General features: G+C 59.6%; 13 protein-coding genes. 3 read left to right on the top strand and 10 right to left on the bottom strand.

Annotated features, from left to right (window positions below; genetic code table 11):
* Nucleotides 1-3: 3 nt before the first annotated feature.
* Nucleotides 4-1605 (top strand): glucosamine inositolphosphorylceramide transferase family protein, encoded by a 1602-nt coding sequence (locus tag PH547_RS14925; protein ID WP_285168707.1) that lies wholly within the window; start codon nt 4-6, stop codon nt 1603-1605.
* A gap of 87 nt (nt 1606-1692) precedes the next feature.
* Nucleotides 1693-3201, top strand: a complete 1509-nt coding sequence (locus PH547_RS14920; RefSeq protein ID WP_285168706.1) for an arylsulfatase B — start codon at nt 1693-1695, stop codon at nt 3199-3201.
* A 63-nt stretch (nt 3202-3264) separates the two neighbouring features.
* Here PH547_RS14920 and PH547_RS14915 read toward each other — a convergent pair whose 3' ends face one another.
* Nucleotides 3265-4035 carry a 4'-phosphopantetheinyl transferase family protein gene (locus PH547_RS14915; protein ID WP_285168705.1) on the bottom strand — a complete coding sequence of 257 codons (771 nt, stop codon included), beginning with the start codon at nt 4033-4035 and terminating at the stop codon, nt 3265-3267.
* Nucleotides 4022-5206, bottom strand: coding sequence for a DegT/DnrJ/EryC1/StrS family aminotransferase (locus PH547_RS14910; protein WP_285168704.1), 1185 nt, complete (start codon nt 5204-5206; stop codon nt 4022-4024). Before PH547_RS14910 ends, PH547_RS14915 begins: the two co-directional genes overlap by 14 nt.
* A 215-nt stretch (nt 5207-5421) precedes the next feature.
* Here PH547_RS14910 and PH547_RS14905 point away from each other — a divergent pair, with 215 nt between their 5' ends.
* Nucleotides 5422-7137, top strand: coding sequence for a GMC oxidoreductase (locus PH547_RS14905; RefSeq protein ID WP_285168703.1), 1716 nt, complete (start codon nt 5422-5424; stop codon nt 7135-7137).
* 31 nt (nt 7138-7168) lie between these two features.
* On the opposite strand, the gene PH547_RS14900 is transcribed toward PH547_RS14905, so the two are convergent.
* The 8 genes from PH547_RS14900 to PH547_RS14865 form a co-directional block, all read right to left on the bottom strand.
* A complete protein-coding gene (locus PH547_RS14900; protein ID WP_285168702.1) occupies nt 7169-7582 on the bottom strand; it encodes a GFA family protein in 414 nt (137 codons plus the stop codon).
* 17 nt (nt 7583-7599) lie between these two features.
* Nucleotides 7600-8079, bottom strand: coding sequence for an SRPBCC family protein (locus tag PH547_RS14895; protein ID WP_285168700.1), 480 nt, complete (start codon nt 8077-8079; stop codon nt 7600-7602).
* A complete protein-coding gene (locus PH547_RS14890; protein ID WP_104826648.1) occupies nt 8076-8405 on the bottom strand; it encodes an ArsR/SmtB family transcription factor in 330 nt (109 codons plus the stop codon). Before PH547_RS14890 ends, PH547_RS14895 begins: the two co-directional genes overlap by 4 nt.
* 107 nt (nt 8406-8512) lie before the next feature.
* Nucleotides 8513-9334 (bottom strand): methyltransferase, TIGR04325 family, encoded by an 822-nt coding sequence (locus tag PH547_RS14885; protein WP_104826649.1) that lies wholly within the window; start codon nt 9332-9334, stop codon nt 8513-8515.
* A 55-nt stretch (nt 9335-9389) separates the two neighbouring features.
* Entirely contained in the window at nt 9390-10910 is a 1521-nt protein-coding gene (locus PH547_RS14880; RefSeq protein WP_285168699.1) for an oligosaccharide flippase family protein, read from the bottom strand.
* 436 nt (nt 10911-11346) lie between these two features.
* Nucleotides 11347-12039, bottom strand: a complete 693-nt coding sequence (locus PH547_RS14875; RefSeq protein WP_283054145.1) for a sugar transferase — start codon at nt 12037-12039, stop codon at nt 11347-11349.
* 148 nt (nt 12040-12187) lie between these two features.
* A complete protein-coding gene (locus PH547_RS14870; protein WP_260305053.1) occupies nt 12188-13474 on the bottom strand; it encodes a glycosyltransferase family 4 protein in 1287 nt (428 codons plus the stop codon).
* Between the two features lie 4 nt (nt 13475-13478).
* Nucleotides 13479-16745 carry a nucleotide-binding protein gene (locus PH547_RS14865; protein WP_285168698.1) on the bottom strand — a complete coding sequence of 1089 codons (3267 nt, stop codon included), beginning with the start codon at nt 16743-16745 and terminating at the stop codon, nt 13479-13481.
* Nucleotides 16746-16759: the final 14 nt, after the last annotated feature.

The raw sequence follows: 16759 nt of genomic DNA, 5'->3' as shown, positions 1-16759 counted from the left end.
ACCATGGATATGACCAGGCCTTTGAGGATCGGTGTTCTTGTCGGACACAAGGACGGCTTTGAGAATTGGGAGCTGATGGTTTTTGACCGGGTTCTTGCCGATCCGCGCTTCGAGCTCGTCACGCTGCTGGTTCATCCACGGGCTTTCGGTAACCGGAAGACGTCGTCGCTGTTTGCCTTGGAAGCACGGCTGGAGGGTAAACTGCTCGCCCGGCAGCCTGCTTATATCCCGAAGCATTTCGATGCCGGCCGCCAGCGCGTCGACTATCTCGAAGCCATTGGCGGCCGCAACACGACCGATGGCAGCGTCGCTTCCGCATTACTCAAGCGTCTCGATCTCGATCTGGTCATACGCACCACGCCGGAGGGCTTGCCCGACGATGCGATCCGGGCACTGCCGTTTGGCGAATGGGCCTTCAATTTCTCCGATCAGCGATCGGAACATGCCGATTGGTACAGCTATGCCGATGTCATTGCCAGGGCACCGGTGACGGACTTGACGCTTTATGCCAAGCGCGGCGATGAAACCCAGCTTGCTCAGATCGCTACCTCCTCATTCAACATCAAATTCAGCGCGGCGCGCAATGCCGCTTTCGTGCGGGAGCGTGGCGTGACGCTTTTGATGCGCGAACTTGGGCGTTTGGCCGATACGCGTCAGCTCGACACAACAGCATTGGCGCGCCCGCCAGTCACTTCAGCCCCATCATTCGGCGATCTCTTCCGCTATACCGGCGCATTGTCAGGTTATCTCTCAGCAAAAGCGCTTAAAGCATTGAAATCAAAACTGCGCTTCGGTTCGTCCATCTGGACGCTCTATACCGGTCGCGGGCGGATAGATGATTTCGATCCTAGCCAGGCGATCGAAATCCCGCCGACCAAGGGCGACATCAAGGCCGATCCCTTCCTCTTCCAGCATGATGGTGAATGCTACCTGTTTTACGAAGCCTATGCGGATGGCGACCGCAAGGCGCATATCGCGGTTGGCCGCTTCAACGGCGACAAGATTGAGCGGCTCGGCGTAGCGCTCGATTGCCCGCACCATCTCTCCTATCCGTTCGTGTTCCGCGACGGCGACGACATCTTCATGATGCCGGAGGCGCATCAGTCGCATCGGCTCGAGATCTGGCGCTGCACCGAATTCCCGCTGAAATGGGAACTTTATTCGACCGCCCTCGAAGGCCAATCGGCTGCTGACAGCATTCTGACGCGTCACGGCAACAAATGGTGGCTCTTCACCAATCTCTCGGATCATCACGCCTATGAAGATCACTGTAACGAGCTCTATGTCTTCGAGGTCGACGGTCCGGAGCTGAAGCGCGTCGTGCCGCATAAACGCAATCCCGTCGTCATCGGCAGCACCGTGGCCCGCAATGCCGGGCGCATCTTCGAGCGCGATGGCAAGATCTACAGGCCGTCGCAGCGAAATTCCCACGGCCTCTACGGTTATGGGCTGAACATCATGGAGATCGAAGAGCTCACGCTCGATCATTATCGCGAACGCTGCATCCGCACCATCACGCCGGACTTCAAGACCGGGCTTCTCGGCTGCCATCATTTCGATGCAGCGGGCGGGCGCTACATCATGGACGCGAGATTGAGCATTTAAAGCCTGTCGCGCGGGTGATGATCATCAACGAACTGTTCTTGCACGAAATGCTGGACAAAGGCCGCCCAGCGAGGGGAGACAGAACTGATGGACAAGGACGCCGATAATAAGGCCGATCATGTCGGCCCACAAGGGTTTACGCGCAGGGCGGTGCTCACGACTGGCGGTTCGCTGGCGGCGGTGCAAATCGCTGGCAGGATGGGCGTGGGTGGATTGGCCGCAGCGCTTGCTTCCGGAACAGCCGCGTTGGCTCAGTCGACCAAGCCAAACATTGTTTTTATCCTCGCCGACGATTTGGGCTGGAAGGATGTCGGGTTTCACGGCTCTGACATAAAGACGCCAAATATCGACCAACTGGCGGAAAAAGGCGCCCGGCTTGAGCAATACTACGCCCAGCCCATGTGCACGCCGACCCGGGCGGCGTTCATGACGGGCCGCTACCCGTTCCGCTACGGCATGCAGACCGCCGTCATTCCCCAGGGCGGTACCTACGGCTTGGCGCTCGATGACTATCTCTTGCCGGAAATGTTGAAGGAAGCAGGTTATGCCACCGCCGCGAGCGGCAAATGGCACCTCGGTCACGCCAAAACGGCATTCTGGCCGCGCCAGCGCGGATTCGATTCATTCTATGGTGCTCTGCTTGGCGAGATCGATCACTTCACGCATAAGTCGGCGAACGGCAATGCGGATTGGTACCGCAACAACGAAGCCATCGAGGAGGAAGGATTCGACAACGTCCTCTTCGCTACCGAAGCCGTGCGAGTGATCAACGAGCACGATCAGTCGAAGCCTTTGTTCCTGTATCTGGCCTTCACGTCGCCGCATACGCCCTTCCAGGCGCCGAAGGAGTATATTGAACGCAACAGCCATATCGCCGACGAGAGCCGGCGAAACTATGCGGCGATGATCTCGGTGATGGACGATGGCATCGGCAGAGTCATCGAAGCTCTCGAAACGCGCGGCATGGGCGAGAACACGCTCATTGTCTTTCACAGCGACAATGGCGGCGTGGTCAATGCTTTCTTTGCAGGGGAAAGCGACGTCAAGGGCAAGCTTCCGGCCGACAACGGTCCTTACCGGGAGGGCAAGGGGACGACCTATGAAGGAGGTACGCGCGTCGCTGGCCTGGTCAACTGGCCGGGAAAGATCAAGCCTGGTACCGCCGACGGAATGATGCATGTCGTTGACATGTACCCGACCTTGGCGGCTCTGGCCGGTGCCAAGCTCGGCAAGAACAAGCCGCTGGACGGGATGGACATGTGGCCGATGCTTGGCGAAGGAAAGCCATCGCCACGCACCGAGATCGTCTACAACATCGAACCAATGACGGCCGCCGTGCGCCAGGACGATTGGAAGCTTGTGTGGAAGGCGACATTGCCGCCGAAACTCGAACTCTTCGATCTTTCGAAGGATACGTCCGAGACCACAAACCTTGCCGATCAGAACCCCGAAATGGTCCAGAAACTGCAGGCGCGGATCATCGAGCTCGCCTCACAGATGGCTCCGCCGCTCATCATGCAGGACGCCGTGCGATTGCTTTTGCATTCGGACACGGTGCTGCCCGACGCGGCTGAAATGTTCAATGTCGGAGATTGATGGGCAATTCTTTCGTGGCGGCAAACGTGGTTTTGCAATAGCGACACGCGTAAAATCAAGAACCTAAAGCGCGCGGAGCAAATCCCAGAGATCGCGATGCGCTTTAGGCGTCTCGTCCTCATCGCTGCGATAGCGCAGGCCGACCGGACGACCCTTTGTGAGAGCAACAACAGCGCCGGCGAACGTCGCCGGTGTTTCAAGCTCGAGAATCCGCCAGTTGAAAGGCGCGTCTGGATCGCCCTCTAGCCGCTCCAGTCTCGGTTCACTTGTCCAATCGAATGTTACGTCGAAACTGTCGAGCGCCAGCGAGAGCCCCTCGCCATGCGCCTTGACGAAGGCCTCCTTGCGCGTCCAGCAGCGATAGAAACCGTCGAGATAGGCCTCCGGCGGCAGTGCCCGCAGGGTCAGGCATTCCTTACGGGAAAAGAAACGACCAGCGATGTCTTCCTTGAGGAAGCGGATTTCCTCGACATCGATGCCGAGCTCGTAGCGATCAGAGATCGCCAGCGCCGCAAGATCGGCGCTGTGGCTCAGATTGAAGTGGAGGTGAGTGCCGCCAGGGAAAGCGACGTAAGGCTTGCCATAGTCGTTATACGTGAAGGACACTTTTTGCGGCGACAGGCCGAGATACTGCCCGAGGATGGATCGCAACCGTCCCCTTCCAACTATGAACCGTTGTCTGTCTCGTTCGCGCACGAAGCGCGCAGCTCTTGTGAGCTCTTCAGCGGACAAGAGCGCTGCGAACCCATCGAGCTGAGACGGCGTCGCATCGAGACTCCAGGTCCAGACGTCGATAACGTCTGGACCGATGACTTCAAAACTAGGTTGTTGCATAGGAGAGCTTGCCGCTGGCGGTCGGGCCTTGGCGAACCATGCGCCGTGCCAAATATGCCATCAGCGCCGCCGGATAGTTCTCGCCAAGGCTGATGCGGCAAGTGCGCTTCAGGATATCCAGCGTCTGCGCGCACATGTCAGGCGTATATTCGATCTTTCGATCCGTCCAATTATAGGGGTTCATTGCAGGGTGGCCGCTGCGCTGCTGCAGCACCGGCTGCCAATTGGTGTAGACGTGGCGGCTGGAATCATAGAGCCGATAGACGCCACGCCTGTTTTCCTCGGCAAACTGTCTGGCGTCGTCGGGCGTTTCGAAGATGACATGCAAGCCGGCGGCGTTGGCGACATCATTGTGCGGACCGATGCGCATCCTGTCACTCTTCGACAGGATCTCGGTCATCAAGTCGTAGCGCTTGCGCATGCGCCCAATCATCGGATCGAGCCGCTTCAGTTGGACGCGCAGCATGGCACCCTGGATTTGGCTCGCCTTGAAATTCACGCCGAGCATCGGCGGTTCGTTGGCATTATCGAGATGGCCGCGAAACAGCGAGCCGATGTCGTGATACATGCGCGCCCGGGCAAAAAGCTGCGGATCGCTGGTGACGACAGCGCCGCCTTCGCCGATGTTCATGTTCTTGAACTGGTTGAAGCTATAGGCACCGAGGTCGCCGATGGTGCCCGTCCGCTTGTTCTTGTAGGTCAGCCCGACGGCCTGGCAGGCATCCTCGATGACAAGCAGATTATGCTCGCGGGCGATGTGCATGATGCTGTCCATGTCGCAGACCATGTTCGACATGTGCACGGGAATGATCGCCTTCGTCTGCGGGGTGATTTTGCGGACGATGTCGGCAGGGTCCATCGTCAATGTCTGGTCGATATCGACCAAGACCGGTACGGCGCCGGCGGCCAGAGGCGCGGCGGCGGTGGCGATCCAGGTATAGGCGGGCACCAGCACTTCGTCGCCGGGGCCGATGCCGGCCGCGACCAGCGCTGAAATCAGCGCCCCGGTACCGCTGCTCATCGTCAGCGCATGCTGTACGCCGAACTTGGCGCAGAAATCGGCCTCGAACCGCAATAGGGGACCGCCTGTGTCGTCGCCATAGCGCGCCAATTTTCCCGACGCAAATACCGGCGCAAGCGCCATCCATTCCCGCAATCCGACTTTAGCCATATCTTCGCTCCCGATGAAATCAGCGGCTCTCGTCTTTGAGCCTAGCGCCCGTTCGCTCTGTTTTCAGCATGGCTTTCCGGCCAGAAAGGCTTGGTGCAGAGCCAATCGACCTATCCAAAATCGGTAGCTCACATACGCATCTATGCCTGATTGGACGATTATCCGCGAAGCCGCGATTCCGATAGAAAAACAAGGAATTGTGGGAGAATGTTATCATGGCGATCCGCGACCTCAGATCAGCCCCGGACAATACGCTGCTACATGCCGATATCGCCATCGTCGGCGGTGGTCCCGCGGGCATCACCATCGCACAGGAATTTGCAAATACGCCAGTTCGCATCCTCGTCATCGATAGCGGCGGCCTCGATTACGAGCCCGAATTGCAGACACTGAACGCGGTCGAAAATATCGGCGAGCCTGTTGCGCGCGCCGGCATCGAGCCGGTTGGGCGCGGTTACAGCGGCGGCTTGGAGTGGTTGAACGAGATACCGGCCTTCGAGCTGCGCAACCGGCTTCTCGGCGGCAGCACTCATACGTGGGTCGGCAAATGTGCTGCTTTCGACGAGATCGATTTCGCAAGGCGGCCGTGGCTGTCGCTGTCCGGCTGGCCGATCGGGCGCGATGAGCTGCAGATAGCGCTCGACCGCGCTGGCGACCTGCTCAATCTCGGACCCAATCTTTACGACGAGCGCCTTTATGAACGGCTGCATTCCCGCCCGACCGATCTTGGCATGAACAGCGATCTTCTCCGTCCGTTCTTCTGGCAATTCAGCCACGAGCGGGATCGGCGCGGCGAACCGATGCGCTTCAACAGATGCGCGCGCAAGATCAATGCGACGAATATCGATTTTCTGACACATGCGACGGTGACGGAGGTCGTTCTCGACCACAATGGCCGCCGGGCCACGTCCTTGAATGTGACGAGCCTTGAAGGAAACAAGGCCATCGTCGACGCCAGGACGATCGTACTTTGCGGCGGTGGTATTGAGAATGCCCGGTTGCTGCTGGCCTCAAACACGTTGATGAGGTCCGGCATTGGCAACAGCCGGGATGTCGTCGGCCGCTATCTTGCCGATCATCCCCGCACGTCGCTTGCCCGCGTCATCGGGCGCGATATCGATCGGATCGCCCGGCATTTCAATTTCTATGGTCTGTCGCATAAAGGGCGAACGCATTTTTATCTGCAGGGACTGTCTCTCAGTCCGGACATGCAGGTGCGGGAAGGTCTTACCAACTGTGCGGCCTATCCGGTCCAGATCCACGCTGCCGATGACCCGTGGGTTGCGCTGAAGCGCGTGGCGCACGGCTCACACCGGACATTGGCGCATGATCTTTCGGCCATCGGACGATCGCCCGGAATGATCGCATCCGGCCTCTACAACAGGCTGATCCGCAAACGCGGCTTGCCGCACCGGTCGACCGAGCTGCGTTTCGACGTCATGGCGGAGCAGAAGCTCGATCCTGAGAGCCGGGTCACGCTTTCGCACACACGTGATCGCTTCGGCAGGCCTCTGCCTCGAGTGGATTGGAAGATAGGGCCTTGCGAAATCAAGAGCATAAAGCGACTGGCGCAAGTGATTTCAAAGGAATTCGGCCGCATCGGCTTGCCGCGGCCGCAACTCGCCGACTGGATCGCCATGGATGACGACGGCAGCGCGGCTTTCATGGATATGGCGCATCCATCCTGCACGACGCGCATGGGAACGGATCGCGCGACCAGCGTCGTCGATCCGAACGCGATGGTCCATGGTATCGACGGATTGTTCGTCGCCGGCAGTTCGGTCTTTCCGACGGGCGGCCACGCCAATCCGACGCTGATGCTGTTGACGCTGGCAGTCCGCCTCGCCGATCATCTCAAGACGAGGCACGCAATCGAGAGGTCGCATGTCGTCGGTGGACGGTCATCGCCGGTTATGGTGAAGACAGTCTGACGTCTCTATTGACCTTCAGGTTCAAGCTGTCTCACCTCGGTGGCATCTTGTCGAATTTCGGCAGTGCAGGATCGAGGTGATCCCAGGCATATCCGGCCGCGGTCCAGGATACCAGTTGCGGCTCATAGCGGCTTGGTTCATCGAGGCTTGCCGGCGTAACTATGAACACATCCGGCATGTCGGGAAACGTCATATAGACGGACGAGCCGCATGTCGGGCAGAAGCCGCGCCGCTTCACGGTTCCGCCGTCACCAACGGTCTGCCAGTGCGACGCTTCTCCCTCGACCTTCACTTCAGCCGCAACAAAAGTCAGATGCGATTGATGGCCGGTGCCGCTGTCGCGCTGACATTGCCGGCACTGGCAGTCAACCATGACGGCTGGTTCGCCGGCGATTTCGTAGCGGATCGCGCCGCAGGCGCAGCCGCCGACATAGGGCTTGTTCATGTCGTTCTCCTATTGCTTCAATGCGATGTTTGCGAAGACGCCTCTTCGGCGACCACCATGTCGAGCCTCTTGACCACCTTTTTCCAGCCTTCGCTCATGTTGCGGTAGGCGGTATCGTTCTTCGGAAGCACGAAGCCGGAATGGACGAGGCGCAGGCGCGTGCCCGCCTCGGCCTTGGAGAGGGTGAAGGTGACCACCGTGTCCAGTTTTGAGCCGTAGCCATCATTGGCCGCATGGCCGCCCCTCCAGGCATAGGAGAGCCGCTCATTCGGTACGACCTCCAGCACTTCGCAGTGAATGGTGCCGTCCCATTCACCTGCAGGCGTGGTTTGAAAGGTGAAGTGGCAGCCAGCCACAGACTCGAAACCCTTCGGCGCCATCAGCCAACGGCTGATCAGTTCGCCGCTGGTCAAGGCCTTCCAGATTATCGCCGGCGCATGCGGGAAAACTTCTTCGGCCACAATGGCCTGCGTGTCTTTACTCACGGCTTGGTTCATGGGTCGATTTCCTTCAGCAGGTTTCTCAGATCGGCAAAGCGTTCGCGCCAGAAGACGCCATAGTGGCTCATCCAGTCGACCAGCGGCTCCAGGCCATCTGGCTGGGCACGATAATAGACGTTGCGACCCTCGGGGCGCTCGCAGACAAGGCCAGCCTGTTTCAAGGACTTGAGATGTTGGGAGATGGCGCCCTGCGTGACACTGCTGCCGCGGGTCAATTCGACCACGGTGATCTCGTCGGAATTGACGATGCGCTCGAACACGGCCCGCCGGGTGGGATCGGCAAGGGCGCGCATGACGGCAGTTATGGTGTCGGTTTCGATCATGAGAAATCAAATAGCAAGGACTAATCGATTAGTCAATACTATTTGATTTGATCCATGCACGAAGGGGCGGCTCTCGCCACCCCCTTGACTGCGTTCCGGGAATATCTCTAGCCGAGGCGGAAATAGAAGCCGGCGCTTTCGCTCCGTCCCAATTCCGGATGGGTGTCGATGAGGTGAGACAGAGATGGGATCGCCCAGCGGTCGACCTGCGTGTAACCGAGCTGTGTCAAATCGCCGAGGAAGGTGGCTTCGTCGCGCATCTGATAAGGCACATAGGCGCCGCTTATTCGTTCCAGCGTCACGACCGTGCCTCTCTTGTGGAGGGCGACCTTGTTGAGGATCACATGCCGGGGCAACGCCGGCAGGCGCTGCAGCAGGCTGGAGAGCGGCACATCCAGATATTGCATCAAGCCGGAGCCCAGGAAAAGCGGTATGCCGGCGGCTTCCTCGATGCGGTCGACGAAGGTGAGGCCGGTCAGACCATCGCGCTCCGCCAAGCGCCGTCCGGCGCGGGTGAAGGAGGGAAGATCGTAGACGACCCAACGGAAGGAGTCGTCGAACTGCAACAACGGCCGGAAAGCCCTGTATTTCGTTCCCATATGGCCGCCGGCGTCGATTACACCGTCAACCTCCTGCATCAGGTTGCGCATCCAGAACATCACCGGATAGTCCCATGGCAAGACCTGGCACATTTTGGAAAAGCCGACATTGGTGATTTCCTCGTGGTCGTAACCGGCCATCGGCATGGTCTTGGCGGCGGCAAAGGCAGCTTCGTAGGAACTGTAAGCTCCGGTAAATCGCCGCGGAAATGGCGATAGATACCGCAGGCGCCCGCCGGCCGCACGCAGCGGCGACAAAGACCGGCCAAGACTGCGGACCGTTTCGCCAAGGATCGAGCGCTTGTTCTCTGACAAAGATGCCGTCGCCATTGTCATGTCCTCAACTGGCCTCGAACGGCCTTTCTCGTTTTGAAAATTGTCAGGCCTATCGTCGGCCGACCGCAAAGATCGGGATCGGGATCCCTATCAATTTCTGAAGGATCGCAAGGGTGAGAACATAGGTCGCTCCGCCGGACACCACTTGGATCGCCAATGTTGCCAGGTGCCGCAGCGCAGATGCTTCGGCGAGATAACCGAGCGAATAGACCGTTGCCGCCATGGCTGCGATGGCAACGGCAACGTAGGCGCAGTCGCTGATCACCCGCCTCCATGCGAGGCCGCCATAGTTGCGCTGCAGATGCATCGATACCACAAAGGAAATCAGCGATGCCAGGCATTGGCTACCAGCCGCCGCCTCGACGCCGAAGGGCGCGAAGAGAACGATCAGGCCGACCGAGATAGCGCCGTTGAGCAACAGCGCGGCAGGCATATGCCTGATATTGCCGGACAGAGAAAGCAGCGGCTCGGTGACATAGCCGGGCGTCAGCAGCACCTGCTTGACCGAGAGGATCGTCACGAGGATCGCTGCCGGCGCCCATTTGTCGCCGAGCACCACGTCGATCAAGCTGGATGAAATCAGCGACAGCCCGAGATAGATCGGCGCCGAGATCGCCATCAGAAGGGTCATGAAGGTGGTCGCGGCGGGACCGACATCGCGGGATGTTTTGCCGTTGGCATCGATCTTGACGGTCGCCCGACGGAACAACGTCCAGGCGAGCATGCGCGCCGGCTCGCCGATGAGTTCGGAGAAGGCGGCGATGATCCGTTCTGCAACGCGATAATAACCGGCTTCCGCGAGACCGAGAAAGCTGCCGATCGCCAGTGTGCCCGAATAGGAGCGCAGGAAGATGATCAGCCGGTTTGCCAGAATATGACGCGAGAACTCGAGGATTTCGCGCGCGAACGGAAAGGTGAGGCGTGGTTTGGGATACCAACGTGCGACGATGGCAGAGGCGAATACGCCGACGAGCAGTGTCGCAAGCCTTCCCGCCACGAGCGAGAAGACGTTCCAACCAATCCATAGGCCGAGCATAGTCACGCCCAGCCCGATAAGCTCGGATGCGATACGGATTGCCGCCTGTTTGCGCAACTGCCCCCTTGCGACTAGCAGTCCGTCATAGACGACTGAAAGCGACGAGGGCAGGAACCAGCAGCTGAAGAGGCAGAGCAGCATGCCTTCCCAGGGCTGATGGAAGACAAACCAGACCACCGCGGCTATCGAGAGGCCGACGATCGTTATCAGGATTCCGGAGATGACCGAGATCGTGCCGACCTGGTCGAGCTCATCCCGCGTGCACTCCGTTTTCATGATGAACTCGCCCCAGCCGCCCTCGGCAACAACGACGAGCAGGATCACGATGGCGGAACTATAGGCGTAGAGGCCGAATTCGGCAGACTCCAGAACACGCGCTGCGACGAGGAAAACGACGAGCTGCACGACCTGGGAGACGATCTTCGAAACCAGGGTCGAAGCACCGTCGCCGATGACGGACGGCAAGCGCAGGCGAAGCCATCGCGGCAAACCGAATCGGCCGGAAGATGGAGGGGGAAGGGGCATCCCGTCCATCAGCGCACCGCCTGCGTCGGAGAAAAGAAAGGCAAAACCCCTCCGTTTTTCCACCGCTGACTCATCGCGGCCCCATAATATTGTGTGGGTTTCTTTAAGAAAAACCAGATTTTCTTAAGATAAATCATGTAACGTTCCCATTCGGAACACAATCTTGCGCCAAGGGGAACGCTCCAAAAACTAAGCAAACTGGCGTTGAACGGCCTAACGTTACGTAAGTTGCGACCTGGGCCTGAGAAGATGTTTTTGGTTGGTGTTCGCCCAACAGAGGGTTTTTCGTAAGCTGTCATGAGACAACATGCAGAACAGGTTATGAAGGACGTCGATCCCGATCGCACGGCAGCCGGGCGCCGGCGCTTTCCGCGCCGGAAATTCGTGCTTCGTTGGTTGCTGATATTGTTTTGCCTCGCTGTCTGGGCTGCGGTCGCCATCTTCTTCATTTGGTGAGTCGTTCCTTTTCATTGCGGGCAAGCAGCACGACGCCGACGGTCTTCCAGAGAATGGCGACGTCCGTCCAGAATGAGCATGCGTGGTAGTAGTCGACATCGAACTGTACCCGTTCCTCATAGGAGGTGTCGGCGCAGCGGTTGACCTGCCATAGGCCGGTGATGCCGGGCTGTAGTGCCAGGTAGCAGTACAATTGCGATCCGTAGCGATCGAGTTCTGCGGCCACCACCGGGCGTGGCCCGACCAAGCTCATCTCGCCACGCAGCACGTTGAGAAGCTGCGGCAGTTCATCGGCGCTGCTCATGCGCAGATATTTGCCGAGCCAGTGAACGCGCGGATCGTTCATCAGCTTCTGCGTGGCCAGCCATTCCCTCTTCCGTTCCGGCTCCCGCTCCAGCAACTCAGCCAGGCGCTTGTCTGCATCCTTGCGCATGGAACGGAACTTCAGGCATTGGAACGGGCGGCCCTCTCGGCCGACGCGCGTATGGCGGTAGATGATGGGGCGGCCATCGACCAATAGCAGCGCGATGGCGATTACAAGAAGCGCCGGGGCGAGAAACAGCAGGCCTACGGCCGAAAGCAGTATATCGACGCTACGCTTGGCGCGGCTGCGCCTTGCTGTCTGTTTCAAATCACGAAGCGGTTGCTCATCATGAGCATAGCCATCAAAAGCCGACAGCATCTCTTGAACCTCTCGACATTGCCGAACCGTTTCACAAAGCTGCCAGTTGCCCTCAAGCTTGACAATTGACCCTGCGGGTATTGCCCTAGTCCCATTGACGTAAAGCCGGGAAAGCACGGCTAGGTCGGCAGGTAATTCGTCTACTCAACTAACCGATTGGTGATTGTCCAGCAGCTTCCGGATAGTCCTCGGCGAGGGCAGCGGAGGCGGCCGTGCGCTCGAGAATGCGGTCGTAGAGGGTGATCAGTGCGTCCCGCCAGGAGGCCGGTGTATGGGCAAGACCACTGGACCGGCGCATGCAGTTGACGCTCATCAGGCGGATCAACATGTTATCGCCTGCAAGGCGGCGCATCGCGCCGGCAAGCGTTTCTACCTTGCCGCTTTGAAAGGTCAGTCCACAGCCGAGCTCGGCAATTTCGTCGCCGAGAAGCGCCGCGTCTGGAAGGATGACCGGAATACCGCTGGTCACCGCTTCCAGCGCGGCGAGCCCGAAAGGCTCCGGAACGCGCGAGGAAACGACGAGTGCTCGGGCATTGCCGATGATGTCGCGCATCTCCTCCTTGGATTTCCAGCCGTGAATGACCACCTCCGGATAGTCGCGCTCCAGCAGCGCGCGGCCCGCGCCGTCGCCGATGATGTGGAGACTTATGCCGGCAAGCCGCGCCGCCATGGCGGCATCCTCGAATCCTTTTTCCGGTTCGAGCCGACCGACGAAAAAGAAATCGCGTTTCTTCCATGGCTGCATCGGCTGCTTCAGAAAGGGTTCGACCGGATTGCGGATGATCTCGATATTGTCTGTTTCGATACCGCTACGGTCGAAATAGTCGCGCATGCGCTGGTGCACGATGACGATATTGGCCGGCGTTTGATGAGTGGGGTAAAAGTGCTCCCGCAGCACATGCCGCGCCGATCGCCAGACCTTCTCGTGATAACCGCGCTTGTCGCACTGCGTCGTCAGGCATTGCATCGACATGGGCGTGAGGCGGCACACATCGTTTTTTCGATAGTTCGCAAAGCCGCCGTTCGGGCAGGATAAGAAATAGTCATGGGCGTGCAGCACGACCCGCTCGCGCACCGGCCACAGCGCCCGAAAGATCGACGGCGAAAGGATCTTCGACCAGCCATGTACATGGTAGATCGTAGCTGGCGTGTCCTTTCGGGTGATGAGATCCTGCAGCGCAGTATAGGCGCTCTTGCTGTATAGTCCGCTGGCGAGGGCGTTCATCCGGCCTTGCTGGGTCAGTGGCAGGCCATCGAGATTGATGGTGTCCAACGCCGGCGGATTGTCGCCGGCGGTGTCGCCGGCGAAATAGGTGACTGGAATTCCAGCGTGTTGCAATAGATCGGCAGAAAGGATCGCCAGATTCGATGCTCCGCCAACTTTGACGGAGCGATCGTTGATGATGACGACCCGATCGGGACGGGGTGGGCTCACGAGATTACTCCAGCGCTTCGACGTTTTGCGGCGCAAGCCTGCCCTTCAGCAGATCGAGACAGGCCATCGCATTGCCCTTCAGCCGTCCCTTGCGGTCGACCCACGGCTCGGGCCGCCAGGCTTTGACGAGGTTGGCGGCTAGGTTGCGGCCGATCTGGATGGACGCGTGACGGACGCTCATGGTTCGCTTGCGCATGAGATAGACGGGATTGGCGATTTGCGAATAACCGAGCCGGACGCCGGCCGAGCGGCCGACCTTCGTGCCGAGATGCACGCCTTCCAACTGCTTGGCGCTGACCACTTGGCCGTAGCGGGCGACGATCCGGCTGAAATCGACATCCTCGAGCCAGCCATAGAAGGGCAGGTTCTCGTCGAAGCGCAGATTGCCGGCTTTGATGATCGTGGTGCGGACCGCCATGTTGCAACCATAGGCGTTGTAGACCGGCTGGAACTGGGCCGTCGGATCCGACCGCCGCCGGCTCTTCGATTCCACCATTCGCAGCCCGTCGCGAACGGAGATGCCGGGGCCGGTGATCCCGTCTGCAAGCACCGTGCCGGTGCACATGACGATGTCCGGATGGAATTGGAACAGCCGTTCCGTCTCCTCGAGGTAGTTCGGCGTCATCAGGAAATCATCATCGACGAAGAGGACGACGTCCGAATCGGGAATGTTGTCGAGGATCCGGTTGCGCTGGCGGCAGAGTCCCCGTTCGGAAATCAGCACGCGCACCGGAAAATCGAGATCGCGCAGGCAGCTCGGATCGATGTCCTCCGGCGAGGCGAGGCAGACGACCACTTCGTCCGGCTTGCGCGTCTGGCGCGCCATATGCGGAAGGATCGAGGACAGGATGTCCCGCCGGCCGGCACTGGCGATGCCGACGACCAGCTTGAGCGGGCGGCCAGCCGGACGGCCTTCGAGCCGCTTGGCGGAAAAGCGGGTTTCGCGCGGCTGCGGCTTGCGCCACCAGTGATGGCGCTCGGCATGCCGGCGCTTTTCGCTGCTGCGGTTGGCGATGATGCCGAGGATATTGATCGGCGTCGTACCAAAGCTTGCAAGCGCGTCGGACAGCCGCTCCACCGTCATCTTGTTGGTATGGCCGACAACGACGACGATGCCTTCGAGATAGGAGCAGATGACGCGTGTATCGGCGGAGTCTTCGAAGGCCGACATGTCGACGATGACCACCTTGTAGCGCCGGCGCAGCAGATCGATTTCCGCCTTGAGCGCCGGCAGATGGCCATAGCGCTGGAATGCGGCAACGGATTTCTCCGTCTCGTCGACCGTGACGACGGGAATGCCGCTGCCATAGGGCTGCGACGACAGCCTGTCGATCTCCGGATCATGATCGATCGTTGCGATGGACAAGCCGTTTTCATGTGCGACTGAATAACGCCGCGGCACTTCGTTCATGCGCAGCAGATCCATGCCGAAATCCGCGCCCGATTCCATTGCCACGCCGCTGAGGCGGGCATTGAGGAAATCGGCGTCGACCAGCACCACGGATGTGCCCTCGTTCTGATAGAGCTGAGCGAGATTGGTCGCGATCGTCGTCTTGCCTTCGCCTGTGCCGACCGAAGTGATACCAATCACCATCGGCGCATTCGGCTGGAAGGCGGAGTCGACCGAATGTTTTACGCCACGCAAGGCTTCGGAAAATTGCGAGTAGGGTGTATCGAGCACGGATCTCAGCGGTGACATGGTTCGTCGCCACGTCGAGCCACCGCCTACGATATGGCCGGGCACGAAGGACGGGCCGGCATAGACAGGCACATGGCCGAGCGAGGTGATGCCGAGTTCGCGCCGCAGCTTTTCGCTGGAGCTGACGCGCCGGTCCATGCCGTCACGCAGCAGCGCCATCCCAAGTCCCAAGGCAAGGCCGAGCATGGCGGAGAAAGGAATGACGATCGAGGATTTCGGCCAGTTCTTCGTCAGCGGCACGGCGGCAGCCGTGACGATGCGGGCATTGCCGAGCGGGAAGGATTCCTTCTGCAGCGCGCCGATCAATTGCTGCAGGATGCTTTCATACATGCGGCGATAGGTCGTTGCGCGGCTCTCCATTTCGGAAAGTTCGACACGCGCCAGGTTCTTGTCGGTACCGGTTTCCGTCAGCGCGGCCAGCTCGTCGTTGAGCAGCTTCTCCCGGGTTTGGGCTACTTCCAGATTGGAGCGATAGACCGCTTGGATGCGGGAAAACTCCCTCTGCATCTCGCTTTTCAGCCGATTGATCTCGTCCTGCGCAGCCGCGATTGCCGGGTTGCCGGCATCATACCGGCTGGTCAGGTTGTTGAGCTTGGTCGTTGCAGTGCTCAGATCTTCCTGCAGTTTCTGTATGCGCGGATTGTTGATCGTCTCGTCGACATCGCCCTCGACCTTCTCGCCGGCCATAAGCCGGGTGAGCGTCGCAAGCTTGGCGGATTCTGCGGCCGTCTGTGCCCGGGCTGCCAGCGCCTGGCTACTGATTTCGGACAATTGCTGCTGATCGAGCGAGGAGGAGGCGCTGATTTCCATGATGCCGTTCTTGGCACGGAACTCTTCGACGCTCATTGCGGCCTCGCGGGCCTGCCGCCCGACCTCGATCAGCCGCGTCTCCAACCATTTCGCGCCGCTTTGTGCGGCGGAGGCGCGCTCGGTCAGCCCCGTGCGGATATAGGCGGCGGCGATCGCGTTCGCCGCCAGTGCCGCCTTACGCGGATCGGTGGAACTATAGCCGATTTCCAGAATGTAGGATTGGCCGACACGGTTGACCGAGACCCTGGAGAGAAACGACGCCATAGTGCGGCGCATCAGATCGTCTTGGGTCGGGACAGGCTTTACTTCTTCGTCCTGGCTGTGGGTGAAATAGGCGCTGATGCTATGCAGTTTGTCACGCAGGGCTCCCTGCCACGACATGCCCCCGACGATCTCGGGGTCTTCACTGAGATTGAGCTTCTCGATCACCGCGCGGGCGATGGCCTCCGATTTGACGATCTCAACCTGGCTGGCGATTTCCGCAGCCTCGATGATGACCGTGCCGCTGAAGGCGTCCTGGGACGCAATGCGGCCTTGTTCCGGATCCATCACCAGGCGGGTTGTAGCCTGATAGATCGGCTGGGTGGTCATCACGTAGTATGAGCCGATGCCGAGCCCCATCGCGGTAAAGGTGATGAAGATCAGCACATGACGCTGCATGAACCGCCAAATATCGCGAAAGGAAATATATTCGCTTCCGTTTGATCGCTTGGCCTCGGATTGAGCTCCGGGTACGCTTTTACCAATCTCGTGAACTGCCATGATACTTCCGCCCG

Origin of the sequence: Rhizobium cerradonense, from assembly GCF_030182455.1 — a bacterium.
Lineage (GTDB): Bacteria > Pseudomonadota > Alphaproteobacteria > Rhizobiales > Rhizobiaceae > Rhizobium.
This window is presented reverse-complemented; position numbering and strand designations above follow the sequence as displayed.